Origin of the sequence: Bergeyella anatis, assembly GCF_036016955.1 — a bacterium.
Taxonomy (GTDB): domain Bacteria; phylum Bacteroidota; class Bacteroidia; order Flavobacteriales; family Weeksellaceae; genus JAYWXI01.
In genome coordinates this window covers 36230-62584 of sequence record NZ_JAYWXI010000012.1, presented here as the reverse complement: position 1 = coordinate 62584, position 26355 = coordinate 36230, and the positions used below count along the sequence as shown (strand labels likewise).

Sequence of the window (26355 nt, the reverse complement as noted above, 5' to 3'; positions counted from 1 at the left end):
AATTTCAACTTTTGGAAACCACCCGCACCATCGCCTTAATCTGTGCCAGTTTTTCCAAAAGCGAAGCCCGCGAGTCAGATAAAACATTAATGTGTCCCATCTTGCGCCCCGGTTTGGTTTCGGTTTTACCATAAAGATGCACGTAGGTCTTCGGAAGCCTTAAAACCGAATCAAGCCCTTCGTACTCCACCTTCCCCGAGTAACCGTCTTCGCCCACCAAATTCAACATCCCCGAATACCCAAAGGCCGCCGTATCGGCCAACGGAAAATTCTTAAGCACCCGATACATTTGCTCAAACTGAGAGTTGGCATTGCCCTCTTGGGATTGATGCCCGGAGTTATGCAAACGGGGAGCCGTCTCATTAACCCAAACCTTGCCTTCTTTATCCAAAAACAACTCGATGGCAAAAAGCCCCGGCGAATCCACCGCCTCAATAAATTGTTCTGCAATGCGACGAATTTGAGCCGATACCTCTGCCGACACCTCTGCCGGACAAATATTAAAATCCAATAAATTCAGCTTCGGATCGGCCACCATTTCCGTAACGGGAAACAAGGCCACCTCGCCGGATTCATTTTTAGCCACAATAACAGACAACTCTTTCTCAATATCTACTAACGCTTCCAAAACCGAAGGCCCATCCCAAAGACGCTGCAAATCGTCCTCCGTCCGCAGCACCTGCACGCCCTTCCCGTCGTACCCTCCGGTATTCGTCTTTTGGACAAAAGGAAGCGGAAAGGTCGCCTGAGCTTTATTTTCGATCACTTGAAAATCCGGACTGGGAATCCCATGCGCTTTATAAAATTGTTTCTGAAGAATTTTCTGTTGGATCATCCGAATCACACGCGGACGCGGAATAACCTTCACCCCTTGTTCTTCCAAACGGAAAAGGGCTTCTACATTCACATGTTCAATCTCAATAGTCAAAACCTCCTGATCCCGCCCGAAAGCAAGCACCGTATCATAATCGTTGAAATCCCCCCGCGTAAAAGCCGAAATCCCCGCACAAGGGGCATCGGAAGAAGGATCCAAAGTCGACCACTGATCGTCGTATTTCAAAGCATTCTGGATGAGCATCCGCCCAAGCTGCCCCCCACCAAGTACTCCTATTTTCATGTTTGCGTTATGGTTTAAGGTTTAAGTTCGTCCTTTAATCTTTTAAAAAATCATCTCATCTTTCACGACACCGCCGTTCTGGGTATAGGGAACCAACTCGCTCTCAATAAAATCCTTAATAAGCGCCTCCCTGCCGTCATTGGGAAACAAAAGATGAACATTAGCCCCCGCATCCAACGTAAAAAACAATGGCAATCCCGTCGTTTTACGAAAATCCCACAACCGATTAATCACCTCCAGCGTGCCCGTCTTCATCAAAATAAACGCCGGATGGCTCATCATCATCATCGCATGAAGCGTAAGCGCCTCATGCTCGACCAAAGTGATAAACCCGTCCAAATCCCCCGATTTCAAAATCGCTTTCATCGGAACAAAATTTGCCTTGGCCTCCTGAAAACGCCTCTGAGCATAAGGGTTGGTATTCATTAAACCATGCCCTACGGAAGAACTTACCGATTTCTGCCCCTCATGGATCAAGAGTACCCAATCGTTAAAATGGCGAAAAACCGAATGCACCTGCTCCTGAGGATAAGGCACCGCAAAATAATCCGAACTGCCCACTACCTCGGAAGTCTCCCCCCAAACCACCAAACCGTCGTAAAGACTCCTGCAAGCACTCCCACTCCCCAATCGAGCCAAAAAAGACGCTTTTTTCAAGTCCACATTCTGCGGATCTTCATTTGTAAACAGAGCCTCCAAATACATCAGCCCTTTGGCTATCGCTCCGAAGCCCGAAGCCGAACTGGCAATCCCCGAACTATGAGGAAAAGTATTTTCCGTTCGTACCACATAACGCCCTTTCGTAATCCAAGGCAGATAAACCTCAATGCTTCTGAAGTAGTTTTCGATTTTTTCAGAAAACCCTTTCTCTTCCTTTCCAGACAAAAACGTCTGAACGCCAAAAGCCTCCCCCGCCTCAAAAACCATCTCGGTATCGGTACGGCAGTGGTTCAAGGTATAACTAATACTGGGATTGGCCGGCAACTGCCCCGCATACTTTCCCCAATACTTGATTAAAGCAATATTACTGGGACAAGAAACATTCACCTTCGCGTTTCTTACCCGAACGTCCTCTCTCCCTAAAAATTCATTCATAATCCTACGGTTCGCTTCCATTTCTTTTTCGTTTCCCTCTTTACTTAATGCGCATACATTTTTTCGATAATCTCGGCATACTTGGTCAAGACAATATTGCGTTTGATTTTAAGCGTCGGAGTAATTTCCCCACTTCCAATCTCGAATTCGGCAGGCATCAATGTAAATTTCTTAACCTTCTCAAAACCCGACAAAGACTGCTGAACCTCCTCCAACTTTTTATGGTAAAGTCCCTTGATTTTTTCCATGTTCACAATCTCTTCCCAATTGGTGAAAGGAATTTTCATCCGTTTGAGCTGCTCCTGCAAAAATTCAAAATTCGGAACAATAAGCGCCGTAACAAAAGGACGCCCCTCTGCCACCAACATAACCTGATTGACGTAATTGTTATTGGACAACAAATTTTCAATCGGTTGTGGCGTTACATACTTCCCATTGGAGGTCTTCATCAAATCCTTAATCCGATCGGTAATCACCAGATGCCCTTTCGCATCCAAAACGCCCGCATCCCCCGTCCGAAACCAACCGTCCGAAGTAAACACCGCCGCCGTTTCTTCAGGCTTCTTATAATACCCCTTCATTATCCCGCTTCCTTTAGCCAATATTTCATTGTTTTCGCCAATCTTAATCTGCGTATCCCCCAACATAATGCCTGCCGAACCGTGCTCATACCCCGTAAAAGGAAATGCCGTAAGCGTCGCCGTAGTCTCGGTAAGCCCATACCCCACCGTGATATGAATGCCCATAGCATCGAAAAAACGGGTTACTTCCGGCGACAACGAAGCCCCTCCGCAAGGCATAAACCAAAGCCGTCCGCCCATCTTCGCTTTAATCTTACGGAAAACCAAAGCGTTGGCCAAAGTATTTTTCAGCCTCAATGCCAAAGGCACCGGACGATTATTCCGTCTAAATTCGGCCGCTTGCGCTCCTACCGCCATCGCCCAAGTAAAAATTTTCTTCTTGGTCTCCGCCCCCTCGTTCACCATGTCGTTCACCCCCGCATAGATTTTTTGGTAAAACCGTGGCACCGCACACATCATCGTAGGCTTCACCTCGGTCAACGTATGGGCAATCAGTTTGGTGTTTTCCAAAAAAGAAACCTTTGCCGCTCCCGTCAAGCAAAGCAGCGTCCAGCTCCTTTCAAACACGTGAGAAAGCGGAAGAAAAGCCAAAGAATGCTCATTCCTGAAGTTTTCGAATTTGAAAAAATCAAAATGTGCCTGAAAACATTTATGAAAATTACCATGCGTCAGCATCACCCCTTTGGGAATTCCCGTGGTTCCCGAAGTGTAAATCAAAGTCGCCAAATCTTCGTCCTGCTTATCCACAATGGCAAACGTTTCCGAAGCCGTCTTAATAAAATTTTCCAAATAATCCGTATGCTCCTGCTCCACCCAAACCTTCTTCTTAGAAACAATAATTTTCTGCAGGTAAGGGTTTCCACTGCGAATAAGCCCCAACATGGCATCGTACTGCTCCTGATTACCCACCATTACCATCTTGACTTCGGCGTCGTTAATAATGTATTCGGCCTGTTCCCCGTTATTAGTGGAATAAATAGGCACCGTAACCGCCCCCAAAGCCAAAACCGCCAAATCGAAAACCATCCATTCTGCCGAATTATCAGAATAAATGGCCACTTTATCGTTCTCCCCAATACCCGCCTCCCTCAAGGCATTGGCCGTTTTGAAAACCATTCTTCGGAAGTCTTTCCAGTTGAGCTCCTGCCAATGCTCGTCTTTCTTAAAGCCTATGGCCGCCTTCAACGGATAACGTTCGGTATTGGTATCCAAAAATCGGGTAATATTCATAAATTTCGTTTAGTTAGTTATTATTGTTTTTCTTTTTTCAAATAATTTCGGAAATGAAACGCCAAACTTTCCTCCACGGGAATAAAATCAAAGCCCAAGCGTTTTTTAATTTTTTCGTTGGAGATTTCTACAAAGCCCGTAACCGCATCCACATTAGCTCGGTTCGCCAACCGCAAAGGCGGTACCAACCACCCCAAAAAACATCCAACTCCCGCCGCCAACCGAAGAACTCCTTCAGAAAGCACCTTTTGCTCTCCAAGCCCCTTCAGAGCACGCACCATACGTCCAAAGGTTTCGTAACGCAAGTTTTCGGCAACCAAAATATACCTTTCGCCAAACGCCTCCTTCTCCACCAACTCCACCGCCGCACGCGCCACATCCCGAACATCCACATACCCCGTCCCCCCGGGAAAAGTATAACCACTACGTAATGCAATATCAAACAAAGTCCCACTACTCCGCTTCCAATCGCCGCTTCCAATCACCACACCAGGATTGACAATCACCGTACGAAGTCCTTCCGCAGACGCCCGCCAAACCTCCATCTCCGCCAAATATTTGGAAACAGCATAATCAGAATGTGCCAGTTTAGGATTAAAATCCGAATCCTCCGTCAACCTCCCCGTTTCATCCACCCCATCCAAAACCGCAATGGAACTCACCAAACAAAACGCACGGAGATTGGCCGACTCACAAGCATAAAGAAGACGGCGAGTCCCCTCCCAATTGGTTTGCCAAAGCGCCTTACGGTCTCCAGGGTCAAAACTCACTTTTGCTGCGCAATGGTACACCTGAGTAACGCCCTGCAAAGCCTTCTCCAAAGAGAAAGCGTCGCCAAAGTCCACATCCACCCAATCAATCAAACGAAAATACTCCTCCGAGCGATCGGTATAAAAAGACAAAGACCGACGAAAAACCTCCAAATTACTGGAAGTCCTCTTCGCCGCACGCACCCGATACCCCCGCCGTATCAATTCCAAAACGACGACCGTACCGACCATTCCTGTTGCTCCTGTGACTAATACCATTATTCTATAAGATTCACAAAGATAATGGAAAAACCAAAGCAAAGCTAATTTGCCCGCCGAAATCCCCCTAAAAGCACCCCTTCCCAAAGCAAACCTCCATCCAAACAGCGCGCCCGATTGAATTCAATCGGGCGCGCTGTTTGGGATTATAAAAAAAATCACACCACAAACTCCTCAATCGTCAGAGTACGCTGCTCCCCCGTGGCCAAATCCTTTACCGTAAGGCTTTGGGTTTTCAGCTCCTCTTCCCCCAAAAACACCAAATAAGGAATACCCTTTTTATCGGCATAAGCAAATTGCTTTTTCAACTTCGCACTCTCCGGATAAAGTTCACAAGCCACCCCTTTGGCACGCAACCGAGCAATAATTTTTGCCGCCTCCAAAGCTTCAGCTTCGCCATAATTGGCAAAAAGATATTCGGTCTTGCAAGAAGAACTCTCAGGAAACAATCCCAACTCCTCCATCACAAGGCAAATCCGATCCAACCCGAACGAAATACCAATCCCCGGCATATTTTTAACCCCAAAAACCTCCGTCAAGTTATCGTAGCGGCCTCCGCCCCCAATACTTCCCATTTCCACTCCTTGGGCCTTCACCTCAAAGATTGCTCCCGTATAATAGTCCAACCCCCGAGCTAAAGTAAGATCCACAACCACTTCGTCCGAAAGCCCCAACGCCTTGCACTGCTCCAGAACAAAGGTAAGTTCTTCAATCCCCTTTCGACCGATTTCAACCGTCTCAAAGCACTGATTCAAACAGAAGAGCACTTCATTTTCAGAAAGATTTTCAAATAAAAACCCAAGCTTTTCAATCGCTTCCTCGGAAATGCCTTTCGCCCTGAGTTCCTTCTCGACGCCGTCTTTTCCTATTTTGTCCAACTTATCCAATGCCACCGTGAAATCGACCAAACGATCGGCTATCGCCGCATATTCCGCCAATCCACTAAGAATCTTACGGTTATTCAAATGAATTTTGACAGGAATACCCAAATCGGCAAAAGATTTGACATAAAGCTGAACCAACTCCACCTCCTGCCAAAGGGAAGTGCTCCCCACCGCATCCGCATCGCATTGGTAAAACTCCCTAAAACGCCCCTTCTGAGGACGATCTGCCCGCCATACCGGCTGTATTTGATAGCGCTTAAACGGAAAGTTAAGCTGCCCATGATTCATCGCTACATAACGCGCAAAGGGAACTGTCAAATCATAACGCAATGCCTTCTCGGAAATCTGAGGCGTGATGCTCTGAATATTTTTTAGCCCCAGTTCTTCGTCCGCAATCTTATCCAAATAATTTCCAGAGTTCAAAATTTTAAAAATCAATCGATCGCCCTCTTCCCCGTATTTTCCCGTTAAAGTAGAGAGATTTTCAAAACTTGGCGTTTCCAAAGGCTGAAAACCAAACAACTCAAAGTTATTCTGCAGCCGTCCAATAATGTATCGTCGCTTGATGACCTCTTCCGCCGAAAAATCTCGCGTTCCTTTAGCTAAACTGGGCTTCATGTGTTCTGTTCTTAGGTATTAAAAACGCAAAAATACACAATTAAATCCACTCTTCGAGGATGCTAACCCGTGGATTTTACCCCATCGCCCTCCTTAAAGCATTTCCAATAAACCCAAAATTTCTTCGCCGTAATTTTCGATTTTATGTCGGCCAAATCCTTTAATCCGCTGCAACTCTTCCCGTTTGGACGGACGCTGCTGCGCCACGCAAAGCAATTCCTTATTGGAAGCAATGCAATAAGCCGGAACATTTTGCTCTTTCGCCTTTCGGGTTCTCCAGTCTTTTAAAGCCATCAAAATACGGTCCTCCGTCTCTTCCGAGACCGTCATCGGACGGAAAGACGCCCATCCCTCCGAAGTCTCCATAGGCTCTTCCGTGAAAAACAAAACGGACCAATACCCGCCTTCCTGATCTTCCGGCACAAAAGCGGCTTCCACCTTAAGTACTGTATGCTCCCGCAAAAAAGCATTCACCTTTTTTTGATCTTCGACCACCTCCTGAGCCGATGCCCGAACCCGCATCACTTGTATTTTCATAGTAACCGACTGTTTTTATGTTATTTTCAATGTAAATTAAGAATACGCTTCAGAAAAGCTATTTGCTCCCCAACAATAAAAGCTCTTCCACCCGAATCTCCGTTACAGAGCGCATCTGCCCTTCTTTATCCTCAAAACGGCGGTAGGTAATCTTGCCCTCGATGCCAATTTCCTTTCCTTTTTTCACGTACTTTTCCATCAGTTCGGCAATACGCCCATAGGCCACCAGCTGATGCCATTGGGTTTGCTCCACCTTCTCGCCCGACGAATTGGTATAATAATCGGTTGTAGCCAAACTCGTCTTTGCCACCTTACCATTGGCTAAATTCAACATTTCCACCTCTTTCCCTGTTCTTCCGATCAAACGGACCTGATTTCTCATAGACATCATAAATAAATTATAAAACGTTAAACTTTGGAAACGGAGCGCCTACTGTTTTTCCTCCGAATCCCTGAGGCAAAGATGCCCCCATCCCGTCTTTCGATTCGGTAAAAAAATATTTATTATCGTTTGTAGTCGTTTGTAATCGGATAAATAATTATATTTGAGGAAAATACCTACGGATGAATTGTTTGGAATGCCAAAGTAAAATCATAGGACGCAGCGACAAAAAGTTTTGCAACGACGCCTGCCGCAACGCCTACAACAACCGTCAAAACAAAAACACCTCCAATCGGATGCGCAACATCAACAACCTTTTAAGGAAAAACCACCGCATCCTGAGTGCCCACGCCTTTACCGACGGTAAAGCCAAGACCACCAAAGCCAAACTCGAAGCCGAAGGCTTTAACTTCGACTATTTTACGCAACTAAAAACCTATAAAAACGGCGCCCAGTACCGCTTTTTATACGACATTGGCTATAAATTTTTGGAAGAAGATTGGATTTTGCTGGTTCGGAAAGAATAATTTGCTATATTTGCACACCGAAAAAAGGATCGGGATGTAGCGCAGCCCGGTAGCGTACTTGCATGGGGTGCAAGTGGTCGCTGGTTCGAATCCAGTCATCCCGACGAAGATCCCTCCGCTTCAGGATTAATCCCGAAGCGGATTTTTATTTTATGTCTATTCGTTTTGTTTGCAAGGTAAACCTCCATAAGCGGCGTCGGCGTCCCAAGTCAAATACCGCTTTCCGCTCCTTCTTCCCTTCCCCTGTCGGGTTCCTCCGACACGGGCGGACAAACTTGCAGAATGCCCTCTCGCAATCCGCCCCTAAAAACGGCCGTGGTTTGTTCCCAAAACAAAGCCAAATTTTAAATCAAACCCAGCCCTCTTTTGAGCAACTCCGAACCAAGTTTCGGAACGCCTATGGTTAGGGGCTTTCCGAAGACAGGTTAGGTCGGCTAAAAAACCTGCGCAGGTTTCACTAAAAACGACCGCAGGTTTTACCCAAAATCACCGCAGGTTTTACCCAAAATCACCGCAAGTTTTATAAAAACCGCCCGCAGGTTTCCAAAGAAACCTGCGGGCGGTTTTTAAGGCGCATAGACAAGACGGTTTACTTCACTTTTTCAAAGCCTGCTTCTTTCATACGGTCTAAGATGCGTTTACCGGGGCGATAGTTTACACCTACCGATTTGATAAGGCTTTGGGTAAAGTCTTTCTCCGTGGCGGCTCCGCCGCTGCTTAGAGTAGGATACAGCGTCCCCAACTTCTCTAAACGGACGATTTTACTATCCGACAAAGCATTTTGGATGACATTCTCTAAAGCGATGATAACGCCTTTAATATCGGCCTCACTGAGGGCCGAAAACTTCTCGATTTGTTTTACGAGCTCGTCGATACCTATCTCGCCGTCTGTGGCAGCACTGGCATACCACTTTTTGTTACCGCCGCCGCTTACGCCCGGCCGGCCTCTTTCGATGACTTTAAATTTTACCTGCATAATCCATTGCTTTTGCAGGTTGTATGTTCTATTTGTTTATATCTATCGGGAGGTCTTCCCTTTGTTTCATTCAAATTCCCGGCCTTCGGTCTTGAATCCCGCCCAACGCAACGGTTCGGCACCCCCCAACCCCACTTCCTAAAGAGGTTCAGCAAAGTTTCTGGGACTGCTGCCATAGGTAGAGTTGTTTTTCTATATTGGTAATTTCTCTAAAGATGTAAGTCATTTGCTTTACTTTTAACAAACGGTACTCAAAACTTAACCGCATATAGAGTTTCAGTTGGTCTATTTTTCGGGTCATACGCTTAAAGTGCTTTTGCTGGGGTTTGCCTTGGCTCGTTGCGATGGAGTAAAGCGTTTCCACCACCGCCAAATTCGTTTTTATGATGCGCTGCCCTATGGTGTGGTAGTATTTCTTAGGATAGGTGTTCACCACGCGGTCGATATAGATATGAAGCCGAAAAATCACACGGTAAACTGGTATTTTTGCCAATTCTATCATAGGGCAAACGGCATTACGACACACTCCGGGTGTAGCTTTGCTTTCATTTGGTTTTTACTACTTACAAACTCAAAGGTGAGCCATTGGGTAATTTGGTTTGGTAAGGAAGCCACTAAGTGGTGCACATAACGGTAGGTATTGGCTTTGCAGAGGATACCAAAATAGGAGTTCAACCGATTGACCACCTCTTGCAAAGCCTCTAAAGTTAAGGTGGTGGTGCCTTGTTCTATGCGTGCGGCATAGGCTTCCATCTCTTTTATAAACCGGTAAATATGCTTTTTAATGCGTTTGCTGATGTAGGTTCGGTAGGGCTTAATGTACTGCCCAAGGAAATAGAACCCTTTGGTATAATGCTGAAAGTAGATTTTTTTCGGGTGGAGATTCAGTTGGATTTCTGCCAGCCAAGTGTTGATTTGTGGAACGAAGTCCAAGAGTTTTTCTTTATCTCTATCTATAAGGAGGAGGTCGTCCACATAGCGACCATAATAGTGGAAGTGGGCTTTTATCTTATGGTCTATATCATTAAGGTACACATTGCTAAAAAGCTGGCTGGTGAGAGAGCCGATGGGCAGCCCACAAGCTTCGGCGGTACAAAACAGGCTTTTGCTGGCGGGGATACGCTCCCAATAGTGGCGTGGCGACCCACGCTCTGCCCCAATGGCGGCATCGTGCAATACCACTTGCCTGACTAAGTAGTGGAGCGTATCTTGCTCGGTTTGGGTAATGTTGAGGGCGGTATAGTCTAAGTGTTGTTCCACACTCTGCCAAAGGAGCTCGCGGTTGATGTTCATAAAATAGCCGTTGATGTCTAACTTCAACACATAGGCGTCTTGCGTATAATTGGCGGAGGCTTTTCTTAGGAAGCCTTTTGCCCGTTCGATGCCAAACAAAGTGCCCTTCCCTACTCGGCAACTGTAGCTATCGTAAATAAATTGGGCATCTAAGTGCTTATAAATGTACTGGTAAATGAGGTGATGCACCACCCTATCGCGGAAACGAGGGGCAAAGATTTCTCTATCCACGGGTTTGCGTGTCACAAAAACCTTAGACGGCAGCGGCGTGTAGTTTCTGCTGATGAGGTCTTGGTAAAGGCGGTTGATTTCGGTTTCATAGTTTACTTCAAAACGAAGCTGTTCGGGTTTGGTGCGTTTGTGTCTTCGGGCGGCAAAATACGCCTGGTAAAGCTGTTGGTAGAGGAGGCTACTCATTGGGCAATAGTTTTTTTAGTTTCTGTACCAGGTTGAACGCATCTAATGGGGTGGCAGCTTCTATTCTGAACTGCTGTACCATTTTCGCTATTTTTTCGTAGGGTAAATGTGGGGGTTCTATCTCTTGTGTTAGGAGGTGCTGCTGGTATTGCAGGTCTTTCAGTTGGTTATGCTTTTGTATTTTTAGGGTACTCCATATTTCGTAAGGGGTGGTCATGGGCCAAGGCGAGGTGGCGAGTAGGATATAGTCTTGCGTTTCTTCTGCCACTTGGGCTTCGTGGTGGTTTTGGCAATGCTCTATATAGCGGGGCAGTGCGGTTTCGGGGAAGCCCATACTATGCACATAGGTATTGGCATTTTTGTAGAAACGGGTATGCACTTTCATAGGTTTGATGTGTTGGGTAAAGTGCATCGCGTGCTGGTTGTAGCACTTGCGAAAACCTCCCTCTTTGAAGAAACACAGGCCTGATTGCTGATGCAAGCCTACTATACTTAGTATATTATGAATATTCATAGGGTTTATATTTTTTTATTTAAGTTAACTTTATGACATAAGTTCTAAAAAGTGTAAAAACCGCTTCCCAAAACAAAGGGAAACTAAAGCCTACTTGTGTTATAATAAACACCTTGTGGGGCTATTCCTGAAGACAGCGGAGCGGGCGCCCCCAGTTGCGATTGTTGTTGTTGTTCGTGTTGCTGTTGCCATCATTGAAGTTCAAGTTCCAAGCGTTGTTACTGCTATTAGGAGAAGACGACCAGTACCAGCCGCTATTGGTTCCCGGAGCAGGATTCCAACCGCCCGAAAGACTAAAAGCCCAAGCCCGAAAAGGCAAAGCCTAACGGGAACGGGCGGCAACCCAACAACCAAAATAAGTTTACTTTTAATCTTACCTATGCTTATAGATAAAATGGGTACTGCCCCATACCTTATCCCTTCCCCCAAAGGGGTATAGGGGTAAACTTGGATTAGCCAAACCTATTCTTGTGTGTTTTTTACAAAACATACTACAGACAAGCTCCCGACATAACCCCTCCACTTTGTACTTGTGTAAACATAGCCGGTAGGTATTTACTCTTTCCAAAGTTTTGTGTTACATACCCGGATGTGGCTACTACGGAATTCGTATGCCTGCGAACAAGACCTTTCTAATTTCTACACTTTTAAAGAACTATGCTCTGTAAACTAAAGTTTACAAGTATCTCTTTGTTTTAGAGATAGGGCAATGCTTATAAATTAAGCTTACCGAGAAGTCCCCGCCGGCTTGCCTACGGCGGGCCGGCGGCAAACAGATGTGAACGCTCACCTAATCCTGAAGACAGCGGAGCGGGCGCCCCCAGTTGCGACTGCTGCTGTAGTTCGTGTTGCTGCTGCCATCATTGAAGTACAAGTACCAAGCGTAGCTACTGCTACCAGGAGAAGACGACCAGTACCAGCCGCTATTGGTTCCCGGAGCAGGACTCCAACCGCCACTACTACTCAAGTCCCCAGCATAGGTGAGCTTTAAAGGGCTTGCAAACCAACCTGCCGCATTCTTAGAGGTAAGCAAATTCTGGTAAGCCTCCCATTCTACTCGGGTAGGCACGTGATAACCATCAGGACAAGGGTTAGTATAAGTCTGCAACTGAGCATTATCATACAACGGGATACTTGGGTTTACTCTATTCCCTGTGGCTGCCGTTGGATAAGTTACCAGCTCGTGCCCGTCAGCATCACGCCCCCACTGGAAGTGAGAACCATAAGCATTCTTATCCGTCAAACTGGTGGCTTGTTTCACAGGATTAAAAGCGGGAGAATTGAGGTTAGCATAGTCCGCCCCAAGGTTATTATTGAGCCAAGTTTTACCATCACTCCCCGTTATAGGAATATAGATAAACTGATGCTCTAATCTTCCGTTAGTCTGCACCCCAAACTTCTTATCCGGAACCCCACCGATGGCTTTTACCCCAAACGGCGTACTGGAGACATTCCCATTAAAGGTGATGGTGTAATTAGATGCCCCCAAAATCAGGTTGTACTGCTGACCGTCAGGACCATAAGTTTTCGCTTTGAAAGGAGCACCCGACACATTTCGCAACTTCGCCGTAATCGTTCCGCTTGCTCCCGCCAAAGTCCCCGCAGGATAGTACAGCTTGAAGTTCTGGGTGCCTCCCGCATCGTTCTGGAGCGGCAAAATCTGCTCGTAAGCCGAATAACTGCCGTTGGTCGGGTTGGCATTGGTGTAAGGGATTTTCACCTCAAATTCGTAACCGTCCGGAATACCCGTGGCCGGCGAATGGTACTTTTGATTGTTGTAGTCTAAAGCCACAATCAACTGGTCTTTTACCGGCCCCAAAGTCGCCGTGGCGGCACTGATGTTAAAATTAGTGGTTAGGGTCGCAAACGGCGCCGAGCTAAAAGTCGCTGTAGCGCTACCGGGAGCCGTTGGCATCCCCGTTACCGGATATGTCAGCGTAAGCGACTGGTTGGCGGGGAGGGTTACGCTGCTGTTGCTACTCCCATTGATGCCCAAACCGTTGGAAATGCTGAGGGCATTGCTCAAATCCAAGTTATTGAGGGCATAATTGTTATTGTTCTGAAGCATCACCTGTACCGTACCATTGCTGCCTACGCCCACTACATAAGTCCCGTTAACGGTTAAATTGCTGGAAGTCGCATTGGCAAACTGCCCAAACGCTTGGTTAGCAGTTTGCGTACCGCCAACCTGTCCAGAGGTAAAGTTCGCCTTTAATGTCCCTATCGAAGGCGAAGACCCCGCCAACTGGTACTGCAAGGTTTTTATCGTATTTCCAGCAATGGTTACCGAAGTGTGCTGATTCGGCACTACACTAATCCCCGAAAGCTGGCTTAGGCTGATGGCATTAGACAGGTTGAGACCACTTGCCGTTGCCCCACCCGTATTCTCGATTTCAACGGTGATGTAGTTGTTTGTATCCATCGCCTTCCCTCGAATCCAAGAACCGGAAGCGTTAAACGCCATCGTTTTCAGCGTAGGGGCGGCGGCGGTTACCACTTGCGTGCTGCCACTACCCGATAAGCCCAAACGGCTGAAGTTCGCCGTGAGCGTCCCTGCCGTAGTAGGCGTCCCCGAGAGTTTATAGGTCAGCACACGCGACTGCCCCGGGTTGATGGTTACATTCGTCGTGTTAGAATCCCCCACTACCGTAAGCCCATTGGCCACCTCCGCAGGCGTACCGCTTAAACTTACGGCAGTACTGAAGTCCAAAGACCCCACGGGGTTAAACGAGTTGTTGATGACCGAAAACTTGACGACATTCGCCGCATCAAAGGCTTGCGTGGTAACATAACTGCCCTCGAAGGCGTCAAACGACACACTGACATTAACCGCCGCATTCGACACGCAACGCCACTCGGGAACCGAACCCACCCCAAGGGTGTAAATCTCCAAACAATGTTTGTCTTTGTTGTAAATCATCAACCCTTCTTTCGGAGAGGGGATGTTCGTTTTTTCGGATTCGGCTAAAGTAGGGAACAACACCCCGCCCGTTTCGCCCGAATCTTTACCCAACTGCGCCACCGCCGACGGGTGGACATCGGACACCCGAAGCCCCAAACGGTTGCCGCCCGTAATCAACACCTGGGCATCGCCCGTGATGGTAAGTTTGCGGTCTAAATTCGATACCGTGCGGTCGGTCGCCAAAGTACCGTCGGCTTCGTAAAGGGTGGTTTTAGTCCGCCAAACGTATTGGTTGGCAGCGGCGTCCCAAGTCAAAACCTGACCGTCCGCCGTACCGGTAGGAAGGCTGAAAGGCACGCCTGCATTCAGCTTGACCCAAGTGCCGGGATCCGAAGAAGTTTCTTGGCTGTAGTAATAATACCCCACATCGGTAATCCCCGTAATCGTGCCGGTCCCCATGCTGCCGGTGGGGTTCACGTCCTTCACAAACACCAACATCGAGTGCTGGTCGGGCGTCAAGGTCATATGGGACACGGCTTCCAAAGTCAATCGGGGAATGAGAAGTCCCTTCGCTCGTTCTTTGGGAAGGCTCTCATTGGGGGCCACTTCCAAAGTGGCTTTGGGCGTGGTGGTGTTAATCCCCATCCGCCCATTGTACTGATCGCTCTGCCCGAAGGCCTGCACGCCGAGACCCAAAAAAGCCCAAACGGCGTAAGATGTCGTTTTTTTCATCATGGTCTGTTCATTTTAAGTTTGTTCTTAGGAATGGTTTTTTTGGGGTTCTGCAAACGCCCTCTGCAAGGGCTTTCGCAAGGCGCCCCAAAAACACACGTGTTTTTGGAGAAAAACACGCGTGAAAAAAAAATCCGCACGCGTGTTTTTTTCTCCAAACACGCTACATTTTTTCATACTTCAGCGTGGCCAACATTTTTTTCAGGTCAGAGCCTGGCGTAAAGACCACTTTGGCGCTTTTTATTGCCGAGGCGGTTACTTCTTCCTCCGTGGCTTTACCCTCGCTACTAATGCTCACCCGCATACTGCCGAGCTCGCCTAACCTCACCACCTGCCCCTCCGCTAAAGCGGTCTGCATGACATCCACCAAGGCGTACAACACCGCCCTAATGTCCGCGCCGCTTACGGTGGAAATTTTCTCGATGTCTTTGGTAAGTCCGGCTAAAGTTTTCTCGCTTACCGTGTTTGCAGAGGCGTAATATTTCTTCTCGCCTCCGCCGGCAACCCCGGGTTGCCCTTTCTGAATGACTTTGTACTTGATTGGCATAACTTAATAATGATTAATGGTTAATGATTAATGGTTAAGGGGTAAAAGCATCGGAAACGGGCCGGAATGGGGTTAGGTGTTGGTTGGTTATGAAGACTACCATCCCATGCCCGTACTCCCGATGCAAAAAACAATGAACGCCTGCGCCGTGCTTCCGCACTTTTTTAATGCTTTTCTTTTTCTCTATTTTCCGACGAAGCCGCCGCTTTACTTTTTTGACTATCGTCGGAAGTGCTTTGGTCTTTGGTCTTGAAACCAACCTAACGCTGGGGTTCGGCGGAGCCAAAAGAACCAAACGTTCAAGCCCCTGAAAACTCGGCTAAACGCCCCCGTTTTTGAGGGGGCGGAAAAGACCGCTTTCTTTGTTTTGGACGGAAGACCAAAGGGGAACGCCTTGGTCATAATTGGCTGCGAGGTTTTATTGTGAGGTTGAAATCGTTTTGAAAGAAAGCCGGAAAGCCATGGGGTGGCCTTCCGGCGGCTAAAAGCCCCGATACACTTAAACTTTAACTTATGAAAACAAAAACGGGCTTTTAGCTTGGGATTTAGCGTTGAGAATAACCTTTCCGAAAAAGCAAAAAGAATAATGGCTAAAGCCACCGCAAAGATCGAAACGAAAAAAGCGTCGTTTCGGGGAATGAAATTTCCTAAAACGACGCCCAAACCCCAAACCTCAAAAAAAGAAAGCAGGGTTGGTTTTTCCGAATTTTTTTTATAAGCTACGCCTACCTGCGCGCCCCTATAAGAATTTAGGGAATAGTTGTGTGTGTGTGTGTGTGTGTGTGTGTGTGTGTTTACACAATTATCCGAAACCACCAAATTTTTCGGCCGTTTTTTTTCGTTTTTTCGGATGTCCTTGGGTTCCAAAAGCATAACAGAGCCAAATGTAGAAAATTACAAGGACTTGCACAACAATTTTTACGGATTTGTGGCTTTTTTCCCTCCCAAACGCCATCCATTCGGAGATCTCCCCCCCTTAAAGGCTAATACCGAAGCAGGACACTCCCCCAAGTAAAACCACTGCCAAAAGCCGAAAGAAGAATCAAATCGCCCCGCTTTGCCCTGCCCTGTTCCACCGCCTCGCTCAACGCCAAAGGAATGGAAGCCGCCGTCGTATTCCCGTATTTCTGAATATTATTAAACACCTTCTCGTCCGAAAGACCGAATTTCTCCTGAATAAACTGCACAATCCTCAAATTCGCCTGATGAGGAATAAACAAATCCAAATCCTCCAACGTCTTGCCTGCCGACTCCAAAGCCTCCATCATGGTCTGAGGAAAACGCGTTACCGCATGCTTAAAAACAAAATTCCCATTCATGTAAGGGTATATTTTTCCCGAATCCACCGCCCCGGGCTCTTTCAGCACCCGATCGCTCCATCCGTACTTCGTCCCCGGATAAAGCACCGCCAATTCCTCCGCGTACCGCCCTTCGGAATGCATATTCACCGCCAATATATCTCCGCTGTCTTCCGCCTCCGAAGCCGACAAAATAACCGCCCCCGCACCGTCTCCAAAAATCACCGAAACCCCACGCCCCTCATCGGAAAAATCCAAACCAAAAGAATGAATCTCCGCACCAACCACCAAAATAGTCTTGTACGTTCCCGATTTTATAAAAGCATTCGCCACACTAAGCGCATAAACAAACCCCGAACACTGATTGCGAACGTCCAACGCCCCAACCGTTCTACACCCCAGCATCTCCTGAAGCAAAACCCCACACCCCGGAAAATAATAATCCGGTGAAAGCGTAGCAAAAATAATATAGTCAATAGATTCCGCCGACATCCCCGCCAGGCGAAGCGCACGCTCCGAAGCCTTATAGCCCAAAAACGCCGTGGTTTCCTTCTCATCAATTCGGTTTCTGCGATGCCGCCTCTCCTTAATCCCCGTACGCTCGGTAATCCACTGGTCACTGGTGGTCATCCTCTTAGCCAAATCCTCATTGGTTACCACCTGATCCGGAACATAATGCCCAACCCCCTTTATTGTGCTTTTAATCATAAGTTTTATTAATTTTGGCAAAGATAACCGATATTAAAAAAATAGCTAAACCGCTCACCAGAGCCTACACCTATGCCATCAAAAACCATTTTCAAAAACGAATTCCTCGAATGGATCGATATTGAAGAACCCTCCGAAAAAGATTTGAAAGCCCTAAACCAAAACTATCAAATCAACCATTTGCTCCTGGAAGACACCATTGACACCAACCACCTTCCCAAATACGAATCCTACGGGAATTTCCATTTTTTCCTAATGCGCGAAAACACCGCTAAAGAACGAAAAAGCCTCAACAGCCTAAGCGATGTGAGTACCAAATTGAGCGTTTTCTTATTCGAAAACCAAATCATCACCCTGCACCGAATCCCAAGCCAAAGCATCGAAAATACCCTAAACGAAATTCGCCAACTGCCTCCCGAACAATGCACCCCCGACCGAACGGCTCTGTCCCTAGCCCTAAAAGTCATTAAAACCTTTGACGACGAAGCCGTCGCCCTACTCGACACTTTGGATAAACTGGAGACCCAAATCTTCCTAAGCACCTCCACCCGCTCCAACTACCTAAGACAACTCTACCGCCTAAAACGCAAAGCAGGACTCAACACCCGAGTGCTGAACACTTCGTCCGATTGGGTGGAAAAATTCAAAAACCTGAAACTCTCCGAGTATGAAATCACGGATTTAAAAGACAAATACAAAGATGTTATTGCCGATTTCGATCATCTCAATGCCCAAATCACCAACCTCCTCTCCCTTTCTCTGGCCTTGGCCGATCAAAAAGCCAATCAAGTCATGAAGATCCTGGCCATCTATTCCATGTACTTTCTGCCCATCACCTTCATCGCCGGAGTATACGGCATGAATTTCGACCATATGCCCGAACTTCACCACCGAAACGGGTATTTCGTCACCTTAGGATTCATGGCCGCCATCGTACTGGCCACCTTTCTCTACGTGAAAAGAAAAAAGTGGTAAAATCCTCATCCGCGCCCCTTAAAACCGTCCATCGTCTCGTAAATCCCCAAAACATGACGCATGACCCAATCGTAAAGCGGCAAAGGAAGAATCCCCTGAAAAAACCGAACCAGCCCATAAGGCAAAGGAAAAGCCACGAGTTTTTGCTCCCGTTCCACAGCCCGAAGAATGCGCTCCGAAGCACGCTCGGGCTCCAAAATAGGAATCCGCTTGGAACGCACCCCCTCAAACATCCCCGTATTAATATAATACGGCATCACCGTGGTTACCGAAACCGCGTTCCCCAAATGTTCCATTTCCAAACGAAGACTGTCACTCCAGCCTACCGCCGCCCATTTGGAAGCCGCATAAACCGACATCTTAGGATTAGACACCAAGCCCGCCGAAGAAGCAATATTGCATACCGCCCCACAATTGCGCTCCATCATTCCCGGTAAAAACATTTGGGACACCAACATCGGCGCCAGTGTATTTACCCGAAGGCTCTTCTCCATCTGCTCAAAAGTATGTTCGTGAAAGTAGGAGCCCACCACTACCCCCGCATTATTAATAAGGACATCAATCCCGCCGACTTCCGACAACACCCGCCGCGCCGCCCCTTCCACACTATCTGGACAAGCCACATCCACCACATCGCCATGCGCCCGCCCGCCCAAAGACGCCATCTCAGCAACAGCCCGATCCAGCCCCGTCTTATCTATGTCCCAAATCACTAAATCCGAGCACCCCCGCTCTAACACCTTACGCGCCATAATCTTCCCAATGCCCGAAGCACCGCCTGTAATCAGAACTCTTTTATACTTAAATTCCATTTTGTTTCATTTTAAATGGTTCGTCAGACTTTGCAAAAAATCTTTTGTTTACCTTTACGTTTCAATACCCCCAAGATAATGAATTTTAAAGAAATTTTACAAAGCCAGCGCCTCTTCTTCAACGGCCAACACACCAAGCCCTTGGAAACGCGGAAAACCCATCTAAAAACCCTACGCAAAGCTATCACCGATCACCAACCCTTACTTTACGAAGCCATAGCCAAAGATTTCGGCAAATCCGTGATGGATACCTACACCACCGAAATCGCTTTCGTGCTAAGTGAAATTGATTATTTCCTAAAAAACCTCCGGAAGTTAGCCCGCCCCAAACGGGTAGGCACCAACCTGGTCAATCTGCCGGGACGCAGCCAAATCCATAAGGAACCCCTAGGCTGCACCCTGATTATCGGCGCATGGAACTATCCCTATCAACTTTCTCTATCGCCGTTGGTGGCTGCCATTGCCGCCGGAAACACCGCTATCGTAAAGCCCAGCGAAGTCGCCCCGCATACCATGGAAGCCATTGCCAATCTCCTGAACCAACACTTCCCTCCAAATCTGATTTTTTGCGCCCAAGGCGGCGTAGAAACCACAACCGAATTGCTAAAGCTGCGCTTCGACAAACTGTTTTTCACCGGTAGTCCCAAAATCGGAACGCTTATTTATGAAGCCGCCGCCAAACACCTAACCCCCGTCACCCTGGAACTCGGAGGAAAATCTCCCGCCATCGTCAGCCGCCATGCCGATCTTGACAAAGCCGCCAAACGCATCGTCTGGGGAAAATTTTTAAATGCAGGGCAAACATGCGTTGCCCCCGATTACCTACTGGTGGACCAAAGCATCCAAAAACCGCTACTGGAACGCCTGAAAGCCTACATTACCGCTTTCGACTACCAAAAAGACAGCCCCCACTACACCAAAATCATTAATGAAAAGCATTTCGACCGCCTATCCGCCCTCATCCCGACCGACAAAATCTACCACGGCGGCGAAAGCAACCGAAACCATCGTTACATTGCCCCCACCCTTCTTGCTCCAATTTCTTGGGACGATGCCATCATGCAGGAAGAAATTTTCGGTCCTCTGCTCCCCGTATTAAGTTACGACTCCTTTTCGGACGCCCTGGAGCAAATCCGTCAGCACGAAAAACCACTGGCCGCTTACCTCTTTAGCCATAACGCAGAAGAGCAACAACGTTTCACCCAAGAGATCTCTTTCGGAGGAGGCTGCATCAACGACGTGATCATGCACCTAAGCAATCCCAACCTCCCCTTCGGAGGCGTAGGTCAGTCTGGGATAGGCCATTACCACGGAGCCTTCGGCTTTGAGGCCTTTTCCCACCAAAAAGCCTTACTAAAGAAAAGCCTTTGGGGCGAACCCAACTTAAAGTACCCACCCTACAGCGAGAAAAAATTTGCATGGATTAAACGCTTTTTATAGTCCCCTAAAAAAACATGACAAAAATCATTTTACCAGCCTCTTCGGATTACCTATCTTTGCGGCAAACAAAATAACGTTTTATTTAAAGTTAATAAACAATGAAAAAACTATTTTTAGTAGGTGCTTTGGCACTTTTCGGAGCGGTAAACGCTCAAACTTCAGGATTCGAAGGAAGAACTTTTGTTACTGGTACTGCTCAGTATAACTCTTCTACAGACAACCTAAAAAACGAAACAACAAGCAAAACTGCTTTTGTTCCTACAGTTGGATACTTCATCTCTCCAACTGTAGCAATCGGAGCTGGAGTAGGTTACGAAGGAAAAACTGTAAAGTATTCTAATGACAACAAGAATACTGTTTCGTCTTTCGTATTCCAGCCAATGATCAGAAAGTACTGGGGGGTTGCTAACAACTTCTACCTTTTCGGTCAATTCGACGTTCCAATGGCTTGGGGTAGCGAAAAGAGTACTGTTGCTGGAAACAGCACTACATCTAACAAAGTTTCTTCTTTCGGTTTCTACTTGAGACCAGGGGTAGACTACTTCATCACCAACAACTGGTCTGTTGAAGCTACTGTGGGAGCTTTCGGATACCAATCTGTTAAGCCAGAAGGTGGAAAAAGCACCGACAACGCTACTGTAGGTCTTAACCTTGGAAACCTTGGTCTTGGTATCAAGTATCTATTCTAAGAATAAGAAAAACACCTTATAAAAAAGAGCCGCTTTCATTTAGAAAGTGGCTCTTTAAATTTCATCCCCTCTTAGAAGAAGAGTGATCCAATAAAAAAAACAGTACAAAAAAGTACTGTTTTTTTATTGAAAAAGTTGGGTAAAAGTTTATTCCGCAACATTTATCACCTCGCTAATCTCCGGAGCATACTGCTTAATAGTGCCTTCCACCCCCAACTTCATGGTGGAAGAACTCATAGGACAACCGCTACAATTCCCCTGAAGTTTCACATAGGCCTTATCGCCTTCCACATCCACCAACTCTATATCTCCCCCGTCATTATTAAGAAACGGACGGATGCTCTCCAAAGCTTCCTGCACTTTCGCTACGATTTCGTCCTGATGAAGGTCTTTTTTCATGCGTCTTTATTTCTTTTATATCGTTATTATTTCTTCTTGGAAGAACAGCCCGCCATCGTCGTAATTTTAACCGCTTCCGTAGGAGGAAGATTACGGTTGCGCTCCACCAAACTCTCCACCATATTCCGCGTCAATTCTTGATAAACCGCCTCGATCCGACTTCCCTCTTGCAACGCCGCCGGACGACCAACATCCCCCGCCTCACGAACACTTTGGATTAACGGAACCTCACCCAAAACCGGAATACCTAAGTCTTTTGCCAAAAACTGAGCCCCTTCCTTCCCAAAAATATAATACTTGTTATCCGGAAGTTCCTCAGGAGTAAAATAAGCCATATTTTCCACCAAGCCCAATACCGGAATATTAATGCTTTCCATCTGGAACATCGCTATCCCCTTCTTCACATCCGCCAAAGCCACGTGCTGAGGCGTCGAAACAATAACCGCTCCCGTTACCGGAACCTCCTGAATAATCGACAAATGAATATCTCCCGTTCCCGGAGGAAGATCCACCAAAAGAAAATCCAACTCGCCCCAGTGTGCATCCCTCAACATCTGATTAAGCGCCTTAGCCGCCATCGGCCCACGCCAAACCACCGCCTGGTTCGCTCCCGAAAAATACCCTATCGAAAGCATTTTAACGCCATAATTTTCAATAGGCTGCATCAGGTTTCTGCCGTCCACCGTAACGGAAACCGGCTTAGCCCCCTCCGTATCCAACATCGTAGGAACCGATGGCCCGTATATATCCGCATCCAAAAGCCCTACCTTAAATCCCATTTTAGCCAAAGTAACCGCCATATTAGCCGCCACCGTAGACTTCCCTACACCTCCTTTGCCGGAAGCCACCGCAATAATATTCTTAATCCCCGGAATCTGCTTCCCCTTAATCTGGTTCTGCTGGACTTCGGTAGGTTCGGGAGAAACAATCTTAAGCTTAAGATTAACCGCCTCCCCAAACTCCGAAGCAAATGCCTGCTTCATGGCCACTTCCAATTTTTTCTTTTCGTGCATTGCAGGCGAATGCGCCGTCATATCAATATAAACGTCCTCCCCCATAATCTGGAGGTTATTCACTAAATCGTCTACTTCTATCTCTTTCAGGAATTCCTGAACTCTGGTTTTCGTCAGCATAATCAATGATAAATATTTCCTACAAATTTACGTATTTATTTCCTTAATTTAGAACGATTAAAGCAAAGCATCGACGAAATCAATCGTCTCTAAACCAAACCTTACGCCCGCCTGCCCCGATCCATAAGCGCCGTAACCCCAAATGCCAAAAACGAAGGCAAAACCCACTCCAAATGACGCGCCGACAACGGCAAAAAAGAACGCCCTCTCTCAATAGTTTCCGCAAACACTCCCCAATGCAAAAACACCGAGCCCAACGCCAAAAACGCCGCCACCGAAACCGCCGCAAGGTAAGGCCGAGGCGAAGTTACATACCGCCCAAAAAACAAAATGGTAAGAATCAAAGTAAACGTAACAGGATACACAAACCCCAAAATCACCACGGCATACTCAATGATTTCGTCCACCGATTTTACCGACAAATAAGCCGAAAAAAGACAAGTAAGCAAAACACCCCAACGGTATTTCAGCTTTCCTTTCGTCCATTCCTCCAAAAAATCGCCCATCGCAGAAGTTAAAGCAATCGCCGTAGTCACACAGGCTAAAGCCATCGCCACCGAAACCACCAACGTCCCACTGCCTCCCAAAACACTCCGAGAAAGCCCTAAAAGGAGTGCCGTACGCGAAACTTCTCCGCCTTGAGACGATTCATAATGCGCCCCAAGGTAAATAAGCCCCCCGTAAATAACCAGCAAAGCCACCATCGAAATCAACCCTGCCGAAACGGTAATCCCCAAACGTTCCTTCGCTCCGGTATACCCCTTAGCAATAGCCGCACTAATGATAATCCCCGCAAAAACCACTCCCGCCAACACATCCAAGGTTTGATACCCCTCATGAAAAGCATAAATGTAAGCCTCCTGCGCCGAAAAATCCGTCGGTAACGGAGCCACCCCCGCCGTACGGTAAATCCCCACAAAAACCAATACCCCTAAAACCACCATCAAAAAAGGCGTTAAATAATTCCCGATGATGTCCACAATTTTAGACTTTGATACGCAAAGCAAGTATATTAAAGCGAAAAAAATAAGCGAAAAAACCACCCCATTAAACCCCGGAACCAAAGGCAATACCCCCACTTCGAACGTCGTAGAAGCCGTACGCGGTATCGCCACCAGCGGCCCGATACACAACATTATCAAAAAAGCCAAAATACGAATCACCCAAGGGCTAACCCGACGACCCAAATCCGTAAAAGAATCGCCATACTTCGCCACCGTCAACACACTTAAAAAAGGCGCCACAATGCCCGTCGTCAAAAAACCAGCCACCGCCCAAAGCCATTGCCCGCCAGATTTAATACCTATATAAGGAGGAAGCACCAAATTGCCCGCCCCGAAAAACATCGCAAACAAAGCAAACCCCAACGTAACCGACGTAGCGAATTTCTTATTCATTATTTTAGATTTAGGTTTAGTTTTTTTTATTCTTCCACGAAGTTAGCCGCTTTTGCCTCGTCAAACTCGCCTTCCCATTTGGCAATCACCACCGACGCCAAACAATTCCCGATAACATTAACCGAAGTACGCCCCATATCCATCAGCTCGTCAATCCCCAAAATGGCCGCAATAATAAACGTAGGCAACCCAAACTGATCCGCCGTGGCAATCAAAATAATCAACGAAGCCCGAGGAATCGCCGCCACCCCCTTACTGGTAATCATTAGCGTAAGACAAATTAAAAGCTGCTGCCCAAAAGAAAGGTTCATCCCCGCCGCCTGAGCCACAAAAATAGAAGCCAAAGACAAATAAAGCGTCGTCCCATCCAAGTTAAACGAATAGCCCGTAGGAACCACAAAAGACACAATCTTACGAGGAACCCCGAAACGCTCCATATTCTGCATCACCACCGGCAACGCCGCATCGGAACTCGTCGTAGCAAAAGCAATGGAAACCGGTTCTTTCACCGCTTCAATAAACTTCCTAATCGGAATTTTTAAATACAATGCCACCGGAAGAAGCACCAACAACACAAAAGCAATCAAAGCGCAATAAAGCGTAAGAAGAAGCTTAAACAAATACTTCAAAATATCAATCCCCATATGCCCCACCGTGTACGCCATAGCCGCCCCAACCCCAATCGGAGCAAAATACATGATAATATGCGTGTATTTGAACATGGTTTCGGCCAAGCTATCCATAAAATCAACCAACGGTTTCTTCTTTTTCTCGGGAAGCTGAGCAAGCCCTATCCCAAAAACAACAGCAAAAACCACAATCTGAAGCACTTGGTTTTCATAAATGGATTTAATAATATTCTCCGGAAAAACATCCCTGAAAAATGCCGTGGTCTTAAAAATCCACTGGTTATGTTCCGGAATCTGCTCCAACGCCTTCACATCCGCCTCTTTCACCGTCGAAGCCTTAGGCAATTCATGATGAGGAATTTTCGAAGCATCCACTCCAACTCCCGCCTGCGATATATTAATCGCCGCCAAACCAATAAACAAAGCCAGCGTAGTCGCCGTATAAAAATACAATAGCGACTTCCAAGCCATACGTCCAACCTGTTTCAGATCCGAATGCCCCGCAATACCGTAAACCAACGTCGCAAAAAGAATAGGCCCCACAATGGTCTTCACCAAACGAATAAACCCCTGACTGAGAGGCTGAAGCGAAAGCGCCACTCCGGGATAATCGCGCCCGATAATAATCCCTAAAACAATACTGATCAAAATCCAAGTGGTGAGGTTCTTCCGACGCAAGGCATAAACCACCAAGCCCGCCATCAATACCAAATGCCCATAAACCAAATACTCCGGTGGAAGCGGACTAAGCAAATTAACCCCGTGAAGCAACACCGCCACGGTCAAAGCCACTAAAGGAAAAAACTTAAATAATTTCGATTTCATCTTATTTCTTCGGTATAAACCACAAATATAACCTTTTTCGTTAAAATTATGTTAACTCCCCAAATTCTCCCTCGCCATTTTCAGCACTTGAATCCAAAACTTTCTCGAATGCTTTTCGCGCCGAACCCCGAAAATAAACCTCACCGCAATACCGATACCCCAAACGCCTTAAAATATGAAGCATCGCCCCATTGTCGTAATTGGTATCCACCCGAATACTCGAAACCCCTTGGCGGCCCACCCAAGATTCAAGCCTTCCAAACAACGCCAAAACATACCCCTGACCCAAAAAAGCCTCCGCCACCGCCACACGGTGCACAACGTAAAAATCCCCCTCACTCAACCAACGCCCCTCAATCGCTTCGTAAGCCGGCTCGTTATTTTTAATCAAAGCACAATAAACCACTATGTCCCCGTTAAGGGTTAGCACATGCCCGTACCCTTTAGCAATATCCTCTCTCAGCGTTTCCTCATTAGGATAGCCGTCCTGCCACTGCGTACTGCCGTCCTGCTTCCGTCGGTGGATGGCCCGCTTTATAATAGTCCCTATTTCCGGCAGATCCCTCTCCTCCGCAGAACGAAATCGCACGTTAAAATCATTCATTATCTATTCAAAAAAAAATTAATACGTTGTAAATTTCATCTTTTCCGCTTTCATTTTCAAGCCAAA

General features: G+C 47.0%; 24 protein-coding genes and 1 tRNA gene. 5 read left to right on the top strand and 20 right to left on the bottom strand.

What is annotated here, in order from left to right; all coding sequences use genetic code 11:
• Positions 1 to 4: 4 nt before the first annotated feature.
• From VQ048_RS09510 to VQ048_RS09480, 7 genes are all read right to left on the bottom strand, one after another.
• On the bottom strand, positions 5 to 1117 hold the full coding sequence (locus VQ048_RS09510) for a 5-(carboxyamino)imidazole ribonucleotide synthase (RefSeq protein WP_327611460.1): 1113 nt from the start codon (positions 1115 to 1117) through the stop codon (positions 5 to 7).
• A gap of 42 nt (positions 1118 to 1159) precedes the next feature.
• Positions 1160 to 2215, bottom strand: a complete 1056-nt coding sequence (locus VQ048_RS09505; RefSeq protein ID WP_327611473.1) for a diphosphomevalonate decarboxylase — start codon at positions 2213 to 2215, stop codon at positions 1160 to 1162.
• Positions 2216 to 2256: 41 nt separating this feature from the next.
• Positions 2257 to 4023 (bottom strand): AMP-dependent synthetase/ligase, encoded by a 1767-nt coding sequence (locus VQ048_RS09500; protein ID WP_327611459.1) that lies wholly within the window; start codon positions 4021 to 4023, stop codon positions 2257 to 2259.
• 20 nt (positions 4024 to 4043) lie between these two features.
• Positions 4044 to 5051, bottom strand: coding sequence for an NAD-dependent epimerase/dehydratase family protein (locus VQ048_RS09495; RefSeq protein ID WP_327611458.1), 1008 nt, complete (start codon positions 5049 to 5051; stop codon positions 4044 to 4046).
• 158 nt (positions 5052 to 5209) lie between these two features.
• Positions 5210 to 6553 carry a histidine--tRNA ligase gene (gene hisS, locus VQ048_RS09490; protein ID WP_327611457.1) on the bottom strand — a complete coding sequence of 448 codons (1344 nt, stop codon included), beginning with the start codon at positions 6551 to 6553 and terminating at the stop codon, positions 5210 to 5212.
• A 93-nt stretch (positions 6554 to 6646) separates the two neighbouring features.
• Positions 6647 to 7090: an HRDC domain-containing protein gene (locus tag VQ048_RS09485; RefSeq protein ID WP_327611456.1), complete on the bottom strand. Its 444-nt coding sequence runs from the start codon at positions 7088 to 7090 to the stop codon at positions 6647 to 6649.
• A gap of 58 nt (positions 7091 to 7148) precedes the next feature.
• The gene (locus VQ048_RS09480) at positions 7149 to 7478 is read right to left on the bottom strand and encodes a single-stranded DNA-binding protein (protein ID WP_327611472.1); all 330 of its coding nucleotides are present in this window, start codon (positions 7476 to 7478) and stop codon (positions 7149 to 7151) included.
• A 176-nt stretch (positions 7479 to 7654) separates the two neighbouring features.
• Between VQ048_RS09480 and VQ048_RS09475 the strand changes: the two genes are divergently transcribed.
• A complete protein-coding gene (locus VQ048_RS09475; RefSeq protein ID WP_327611455.1) occupies positions 7655 to 7999 on the top strand; it encodes a hypothetical protein in 345 nt (114 codons plus the stop codon).
• A gap of 30 nt (positions 8000 to 8029) precedes the next feature.
• Positions 8030 to 8103, top strand: a tRNA-Pro gene (locus tag VQ048_RS09470).
• Positions 8104 to 8588: 485 nt separating this feature from the next.
• On the opposite strand, the gene VQ048_RS09465 is transcribed toward VQ048_RS09470, so the two are convergent.
• The 7 genes from VQ048_RS09465 to VQ048_RS09435 all read right to left on the bottom strand — a co-directional run bounded on the left by VQ048_RS09465 (position 8589) and on the right by VQ048_RS09435 (position 17386).
• Complete coding sequence (locus VQ048_RS09465; protein WP_327611454.1) at positions 8589 to 8975, bottom strand: HU family DNA-binding protein; 387 nt, start codon at positions 8973 to 8975, stop codon at positions 8589 to 8591.
• Positions 8976 to 9123: 148 nt separating this feature from the next.
• A complete protein-coding gene (locus VQ048_RS09460; protein WP_327611453.1) occupies positions 9124 to 9477 on the bottom strand; it encodes a four helix bundle protein in 354 nt (117 codons plus the stop codon).
• Positions 9474 to 10685 carry a reverse transcriptase domain-containing protein gene (locus tag VQ048_RS09455; RefSeq protein ID WP_327611452.1) on the bottom strand — a complete coding sequence of 404 codons (1212 nt, stop codon included), beginning with the start codon at positions 10683 to 10685 and terminating at the stop codon, positions 9474 to 9476. The genes VQ048_RS09460 and VQ048_RS09455 overlap by 4 nt, the downstream gene beginning before the upstream one ends.
• On the bottom strand, positions 10678 to 11199 hold the full coding sequence (locus tag VQ048_RS09450; protein WP_327611451.1) for a hypothetical protein: 522 nt from the start codon (positions 11197 to 11199) through the stop codon (positions 10678 to 10680). The genes VQ048_RS09455 and VQ048_RS09450 overlap by 8 nt, the downstream gene beginning before the upstream one ends.
• A 790-nt stretch (positions 11200 to 11989) precedes the next feature.
• Positions 11990 to 14836, bottom strand: coding sequence for a phage tail-like protein (locus tag VQ048_RS09445; protein ID WP_327611450.1), 2847 nt, complete (start codon positions 14834 to 14836; stop codon positions 11990 to 11992).
• Positions 14837 to 14996: 160 nt separating this feature from the next.
• A complete protein-coding gene (locus VQ048_RS09440; protein WP_327611449.1) occupies positions 14997 to 15380 on the bottom strand; it encodes an HU family DNA-binding protein in 384 nt (127 codons plus the stop codon).
• A gap of 983 nt (positions 15381 to 16363) precedes the next feature.
• Positions 16364 to 17386, bottom strand: coding sequence for a 3-oxoacyl-ACP synthase III family protein (locus VQ048_RS09435; RefSeq protein ID WP_327611448.1), 1023 nt, complete (start codon positions 17384 to 17386; stop codon positions 16364 to 16366).
• 72 nt (positions 17387 to 17458) lie between these two features.
• Between VQ048_RS09435 and VQ048_RS09430 the strand changes: the two genes are divergently transcribed.
• Complete coding sequence (locus tag VQ048_RS09430; protein WP_327611447.1) at positions 17459 to 18361, top strand: CorA family divalent cation transporter; 903 nt, start codon at positions 17459 to 17461, stop codon at positions 18359 to 18361.
• A gap of 5 nt (positions 18362 to 18366) precedes the next feature.
• Here VQ048_RS09430 and VQ048_RS09425 read toward each other — a convergent pair whose 3' ends face one another.
• Positions 18367 to 19173, bottom strand: coding sequence for an SDR family oxidoreductase (locus VQ048_RS09425; protein WP_327611446.1), 807 nt, complete (start codon positions 19171 to 19173; stop codon positions 18367 to 18369).
• Between the two features lie 78 nt (positions 19174 to 19251).
• Between VQ048_RS09425 and VQ048_RS09420 the strand changes: the two genes are divergently transcribed.
• Both VQ048_RS09420 and VQ048_RS09415 read left to right on the top strand, forming a co-directional pair.
• Positions 19252 to 20613, top strand: a complete 1362-nt coding sequence (locus VQ048_RS09420; protein ID WP_327611445.1) for an aldehyde dehydrogenase — start codon at positions 19252 to 19254, stop codon at positions 20611 to 20613.
• A gap of 98 nt (positions 20614 to 20711) precedes the next feature.
• On the top strand, positions 20712 to 21302 hold the full coding sequence (locus VQ048_RS09415) for an outer membrane beta-barrel protein (RefSeq protein WP_327611444.1): 591 nt from the start codon (positions 20712 to 20714) through the stop codon (positions 21300 to 21302).
• A 147-nt stretch (positions 21303 to 21449) separates the two neighbouring features.
• Here the strand turns inward: VQ048_RS09415 and VQ048_RS09410 are convergent, their stop codons facing one another.
• From VQ048_RS09410 to VQ048_RS09390, 5 genes are all read right to left on the bottom strand, one after another.
• Positions 21450 to 21701, bottom strand: coding sequence for a NifU family protein (locus VQ048_RS09410; protein WP_327611443.1), 252 nt, complete (start codon positions 21699 to 21701; stop codon positions 21450 to 21452).
• Between the two features lie 26 nt (positions 21702 to 21727).
• Positions 21728 to 22834: an Mrp/NBP35 family ATP-binding protein gene (locus tag VQ048_RS09405; protein ID WP_327611442.1), complete on the bottom strand. Its 1107-nt coding sequence runs from the start codon at positions 22832 to 22834 to the stop codon at positions 21728 to 21730.
• A 101-nt stretch (positions 22835 to 22935) separates the two neighbouring features.
• Positions 22936 to 24231, bottom strand: a complete 1296-nt coding sequence (brnQ, locus tag VQ048_RS09400) for a branched-chain amino acid transport system II carrier protein (RefSeq protein WP_327611441.1) — start codon at positions 24229 to 24231, stop codon at positions 22936 to 22938.
• Between the two features lie 26 nt (positions 24232 to 24257).
• Positions 24258 to 25685, bottom strand: coding sequence for a dicarboxylate/amino acid:cation symporter (locus VQ048_RS09395; RefSeq protein WP_327611440.1), 1428 nt, complete (start codon positions 25683 to 25685; stop codon positions 24258 to 24260).
• A 46-nt stretch (positions 25686 to 25731) separates the two neighbouring features.
• The gene (locus VQ048_RS09390) at positions 25732 to 26289 is read right to left on the bottom strand and encodes a GNAT family N-acetyltransferase (RefSeq protein WP_327611439.1); all 558 of its coding nucleotides are present in this window, start codon (positions 26287 to 26289) and stop codon (positions 25732 to 25734) included.
• Positions 26290 to 26355 lie beyond the last annotated feature (66 nt).

Bases quoted from the DNA above. Each gene is read 5' to 3' on its own strand.
- VQ048_RS09510 (WP_327611460.1), bottom strand. From the start codon at position 1,117: ATGAAAATAGGAGTACTTGGTGGGGGGCAGCTTGGGCGGATGCTCATC.
- VQ048_RS09500 (WP_327611459.1), bottom strand. From the start codon at position 4,023: ATGAATATTACCCGATTTTTGGATACCAATACCGAACGTTATCCGTTG.
- VQ048_RS09495 (WP_327611458.1), bottom strand. From the start codon at position 5,051: ATGGTATTAGTCACAGGAGCAACAGGAATGGTCGGTACGGTCGTCGTT.
- hisS (WP_327611457.1), bottom strand. From the start codon at position 6,553: ATGAAGCCCAGTTTAGCTAAAGGAACGCGAGATTTTTCGGCGGAAGAG.
- VQ048_RS09485 (WP_327611456.1), bottom strand. From the start codon at position 7,090: ATGAAAATACAAGTGATGCGGGTTCGGGCATCGGCTCAGGAGGTGGTC.
- VQ048_RS09480 (WP_327611472.1), bottom strand. From the start codon at position 7,478: ATGTCTATGAGAAATCAGGTCCGTTTGATCGGAAGAACAGGGAAAGAG.
- VQ048_RS09475 (WP_327611455.1), top strand. From the start codon at position 7,655: ATGAATTGTTTGGAATGCCAAAGTAAAATCATAGGACGCAGCGACAAA.
- VQ048_RS09465 (WP_327611454.1), bottom strand. From the start codon at position 8,975: ATGCAGGTAAAATTTAAAGTCATCGAAAGAGGCCGGCCGGGCGTAAGC.
- VQ048_RS09460 (WP_327611453.1), bottom strand. From the start codon at position 9,477: ATGATAGAATTGGCAAAAATACCAGTTTACCGTGTGATTTTTCGGCTT.
- VQ048_RS09455 (WP_327611452.1), bottom strand. From the start codon at position 10,685: ATGAGTAGCCTCCTCTACCAACAGCTTTACCAGGCGTATTTTGCCGCC.
- VQ048_RS09450 (WP_327611451.1), bottom strand. From the start codon at position 11,199: ATGAATATTCATAATATACTAAGTATAGTAGGCTTGCATCAGCAATCA.
- VQ048_RS09445 (WP_327611450.1), bottom strand. From the start codon at position 14,836: ATGATGAAAAAAACGACATCTTACGCCGTTTGGGCTTTTTTGGGTCTC.
- VQ048_RS09440 (WP_327611449.1), bottom strand. From the start codon at position 15,380: ATGCCAATCAAGTACAAAGTCATTCAGAAAGGGCAACCCGGGGTTGCC.
- VQ048_RS09435 (WP_327611448.1), bottom strand. From the start codon at position 17,386: ATGATTAAAAGCACAATAAAGGGGGTTGGGCATTATGTTCCGGATCAG.
- VQ048_RS09430 (WP_327611447.1), top strand. From the start codon at position 17,459: ATGCCATCAAAAACCATTTTCAAAAACGAATTCCTCGAATGGATCGAT.
- VQ048_RS09425 (WP_327611446.1), bottom strand. From the start codon at position 19,173: ATGGAATTTAAGTATAAAAGAGTTCTGATTACAGGCGGTGCTTCGGGC.
- VQ048_RS09420 (WP_327611445.1), top strand. From the start codon at position 19,252: ATGAATTTTAAAGAAATTTTACAAAGCCAGCGCCTCTTCTTCAACGGC.
- VQ048_RS09415 (WP_327611444.1), top strand. From the start codon at position 20,712: ATGAAAAAACTATTTTTAGTAGGTGCTTTGGCACTTTTCGGAGCGGTA.
- VQ048_RS09410 (WP_327611443.1), bottom strand. From the start codon at position 21,701: ATGAAAAAAGACCTTCATCAGGACGAAATCGTAGCGAAAGTGCAGGAA.
- VQ048_RS09405 (WP_327611442.1), bottom strand. From the start codon at position 22,834: ATGCTGACGAAAACCAGAGTTCAGGAATTCCTGAAAGAGATAGAAGTA.
- brnQ (WP_327611441.1), bottom strand. From the start codon at position 24,231: ATGAATAAGAAATTCGCTACGTCGGTTACGTTGGGGTTTGCTTTGTTT.
- VQ048_RS09395 (WP_327611440.1), bottom strand. From the start codon at position 25,685: ATGAAATCGAAATTATTTAAGTTTTTTCCTTTAGTGGCTTTGACCGTG.
- VQ048_RS09390 (WP_327611439.1), bottom strand. From the start codon at position 26,289: ATGAATGATTTTAACGTGCGATTTCGTTCTGCGGAGGAGAGGGATCTG.